Genomic DNA, 3,840 nt, shown 5'->3' with positions numbered 1-3,840 from the left:
GGCCGCCAGCCGGGTCGCGCTCACCCCGGACCAGACGGCCGAGGTCGACGCCGAGCGGGTCGCCCGGTGGATCGTCGACCAGTACCCCACCGCCGGTACCCCGGGGTGTGCTGGGCTCCCCGCACGCCTCGGCGGTGCACCTGGCGGTCGCCCTGGGCGTACCGTGGCTGCCCGCCGCTTTCGAGATGACCGCGCACTGGAACCGCGGCGCGGTGGACCGGCCGCGCGCGGCCCTGGACCACGGCGCGGCGCTCGCCGCCCGGGTGCTGGCCAGCAACCCCGAGCTGCATCTGCGGCAGGTGCACTGCCCGGCCAGCCGGGGCGCGCTGGCCGGGTCCACGGTGTCGCTGGTGGCCCGCTGGCAGGCCCTGCCCCAGGCGTACGCCCGCTTCCTGGCCGACCGCCTGGAGCCCGCCGCGTCGCTGCTGGTGGTCCGCGACGGGCGCACCTGGCCGGTCAGCGACGAGGGGCAGGGGCACAGCTTCCAGCTCGGCTGCCCGGGCAGCGGCCTGGAGCCGGTGGACTTCCACCCCGACTCGCACGCGCTGCGCCAGGTGCTCCGGTCGGCCGGCGGCGACGGCGGGCACTGGGAGCCGCCGGAGGTCTCCGCCGCCGGCGAGCACGCCGAGCACGGGGTGGATCCCGGCTTCGTCGACGGGGCGCGGCACTGGGGCCGGCGCCGCGGCCATGGGCTGCACGAGGTGCACGTCCCGCAGCCCACCGCGCTCAGCGCGGCCGTCGCGGACCTCTACCGGCGGTGGCTGCGGCGGGCCGGCAAGACCGGCGACCGGCTGGTGGTCGAGTGCGGCCGGCTGCTCGACCCGTGGCAGGTGGTGCGGGCGGGGCTGGTGCCGTACTGGTGCGAGAACGCCACCCGGCGCAGCGTCGACGGGGTGGAGTTGTGGCTGGCCGGCAGCGAGCCGTTCAGCTCGGTGGACGTGCTGCCGGAGTCGCCGGGGATGCGCTCGCCCGCCCTCGCCGGGCTGCCCCAGTGGCTCGCCGTGGCGGCGTTCGGCCGCCGCCGCCGGGCGCTCGACCGCACCGCCGCCCGGGGCTACCCGGTCGCCTCGGTGCCCACCCGCCGGGCCACCGAGGTGCTCCGCAACCAGCCGTACGACCTGCCGGTGCCACCGCCGCTCGGGGTGGCCGAGGCGCTCGCCGCGCTGCGCGAGGACGGTGCTCCGATGGGCCTCGCCGTCTCCTGAATCCGGCGGAAATCCGGACGTCCGGCGGTTTCCCGCCGACCCGCCGGACCGAGCTGCCGAAACATCCTCGCGAACCCGGGGTCGCGTGATTGAGTACCTACGGAGCGGGAACACCGCTCGCTGCGACGGACCGAGCACGCCGCGTAGCGTGCTGTCGTCGCTCTCGCGCGTCCGGTGACACCGGCGCGGCACGTGACCAAACTTCCGGCCCGGTGCGTGGCCCGACCACGCGCACGACCGGCTCCCATCCGGGCGGGGGACCTTCCTGAGGGAGGCGCGGATGTTAGGACAGACCACCACAACCACACCACCGCCGACGGAACGCGGCCTGGAGGACCTGGACGCGGCCGCGCTGGCGTACGCGGCGCGGATCGCGGGCCTGCCACCGGAGCGTCGGCAGGAGGCCAGGGACGACCTCGTCCGGTTCGCCCTGCCCTTCGCCGGCCGGCTGGCCCGTCGCTACCGGGGGCGCGGCGAGCCGCTGGAGGACCTGGAGCAGGTCGCCCGCCTCGGCCTGGTCAACGCCGTCGACCGGTACGACCCCGAGCGGGGTTCGTTCACCGCGTACGCGGCGATCACCATCGTGGGCGAGATCAAACGGCACTTCCGGGACCGCACGTGGGGGGTGCACGTGCCCCGCCGGCTGCGCGACCTGATCCTGGAGGTCGGGCAGGCCACCGCGGCGCTGACCAGCGAGCTGTCCCGGGCGCCGAGCGTGGCGGAGTTGGCCGCGCGGCTGGAGACCCCGGAGGTGGAGATCCTCGCCGCGCTGGAGTCGGCCGCCGGCTACAGTCCGGCCTCGCTGAACGCGCCGGTGGGCGGGGAGAGCTCGGCCGAGTTCGGCGACCTGGTCGGCGAGTCCGACAACGCGCTGGAGTCGGTCGACGACCGGGTGACGGTCAGCGGGCTGCTGCACCGGCTGCCCTGGCGGGAACGGCGCATCCTGGCCATGCGGTTCTACGGCAACCAGACCCAGGCGGAGATCGCCGCCCGGTTCGGCATCTCCCAGATGCACGTCTCCCGGTTGCTGTCCCGGGCGCTGACCTGGCTGCGCCAGGCGATGCTCGCCGACGCGCCGCCGCCCTGGCAGAACGGCGCCGCCGAGTGCGAGACCGGCCGGAACCGGATCGCGCTCAAGCGCACCGGCGACCGGGTGGTGGTCGAGGTCGGCGGCGAGATCGACCGGGACGGCGCCGACCAGCTGCGCCGGGTGATGCTGGAGGCGGTCACCGGCCAGCCTCGGGAGGTGGTGGTCGACCTGGACGGCGCCGGCGGGGTCGACGCCGGCGGGATCGCCGCCCTGATGGCCGGCCGCGACGCGGCGGCGCGCACCGGCGTCCCGCTGCGGCTGACCCGGGTCCAGCCCGCGGTACGCCGGTCGCTCACCGCCGCCGGCCTGCCCGCCACCGCCGACGCCTGATCATCGCCGCCCGACCCCGGCACGGCCCGCCCGTGCCGGGGTCGGTGGCTGCTCGCTTCCCGCGACCAGTTACTCGCCACCCCGGCTGTCCGGCTCGGTCACCGCGGCCGGCGGCTAGCGGCCGGCGGCCACTCGGTCCCGTCGCTGAGGTGCACGCTGCGGACGGTGGGTGGCCGCGCAGACCCACCTGGCCGACGGCTACTCGGCCGCGTCGCAGACCCACCTGGCCGGCGACCGCTCGGCCGCGTCGCCGAGCCGCCCGCCGCAGGCGGCAGGTGGGCGCGCACCGGCACCCCATCCGTAGATCTTGGAAAGTTGCCGTCAGCAGCGAACGGCAACTGTCCAAGATCCATGGTGCCGCCCGCCGCGGCGCGAGGGAGCCACGGGAGGTGACACGGTGCGGCCGCCACCACCGGGTAGCGGTGGTGGCGGCCACGTGGCCGTCGGCGCGGCGAGCGGACGGTCAGTGCTCCTCGGGGTCGCCCTTGGTGTGCGGATGCCGCCAGCGCTCGTCCGGCTCCGGGCGCTCCTGGGCGCCGAGCGGGTTGCCCTCCGGCTCGTCGGTCTGCTCGAAGCTGGGCCGGCGGATCACCTCCGGCTCCGGTACCTCGACCGGCCGGGCCCCGGACTGCGGGGCGGGCTGGTACTCCACCGCCTCCCGGGCGCCGTGCGCGCCCTCGGCCGCCGGCGACTCCGGGACGTGCCGCTCGTGTCGCAGCTCCTCGCGGAACTCCTGGGGCGGGCGGGTGGTGCGTTGCGGCAGGTCGCGGCCCAGGTCGGCGACGTGCGGGCCGTACTTGGCGTCGAACGCCGGGCGCTCGGAGCGGATCCGGGGCATCCGGTCGAAATTGCGCAGCGGGGGCGGGCAGGTCGTCGCCCACTCCAGGGAGTTGCCGAAGCCCCACGGGTCGTCCACGTTCACCATCGCGCCGTACCGCCAGGTCTTCCAGACGTTGTAGATGAAGAACAACGTGGACGCGCCGAGCACGAACGAGCCGATGCTGGAGACCATGTTCAGTGTGGTGAAGCCGTCCTGCGCCAGGTAGTCGGAGTACCGGCGGGGCATGCCCTCGTTGCCGAGCCAGTGCTGCACCAGGAAGGTGGCGTGGAAGCCGACGAACATCGTCCAGAAGTGGATCTTGCCGAGCCGCTCGTCGAGCAGCCGGCCGGTCATCTTGGGGAACCAGAAGTAGATTCCGCCGAAGGCGGCGAAGA

At 75.4% G+C, this 3,840-nt stretch carries 3 protein-coding genes and 1 pseudogene; 3 read left to right on the top strand and 1 reads right to left on the bottom strand.

The annotated features are described in order from the left end of the window. From JNW89_RS30370 to JNW89_RS37015, 3 genes and pseudogenes are all read left to right on the top strand, one after another. Positions 1–1,205: pseudogene (locus JNW89_RS30370) on the top strand (hypothetical protein); the annotation flags it as partial. Between the two features lie 280 nt (positions 1,206–1,485). Then, positions 1,486–2,625 carry a SigB/SigF/SigG family RNA polymerase sigma factor gene (locus tag JNW89_RS30365; RefSeq protein WP_238449550.1) on the top strand — a complete coding sequence of 380 codons (1,140 nt, stop codon included), beginning with the start codon at positions 1,486–1,488 and terminating at the stop codon, positions 2,623–2,625. Positions 2,626–2,794: 169 nt separating this feature from the next. After that, complete coding sequence (locus JNW89_RS37015) at positions 2,795–2,929, top strand: hypothetical protein (protein WP_255541411.1); 135 nt, start codon at positions 2,795–2,797, stop codon at positions 2,927–2,929. A 159-nt stretch (positions 2,930–3,088) separates the two neighbouring features. Here the strand turns inward: JNW89_RS37015 and JNW89_RS30360 are convergent. Beyond that, on the bottom strand, positions 3,089–3,840 hold a 752-nt coding region (locus tag JNW89_RS30360), incomplete at its 5' end, for a cbb3-type cytochrome c oxidase subunit I (protein WP_238451692.1).

This window comes from Micromonospora sp. 4G55 (assembly GCF_016803375.1).
Note: the sequence above shows the minus strand (reverse complement) of the source record. Positions and strands in the feature narration are given on the sequence as shown.

Coding starts and splice junctions, on each gene's coding strand:
- JNW89_RS30365 (WP_238449550.1), top strand. CDS start 1,486: ATGTTAGGACAGACCACCACAACCACACCACCGCCGACGGAACGCGGC.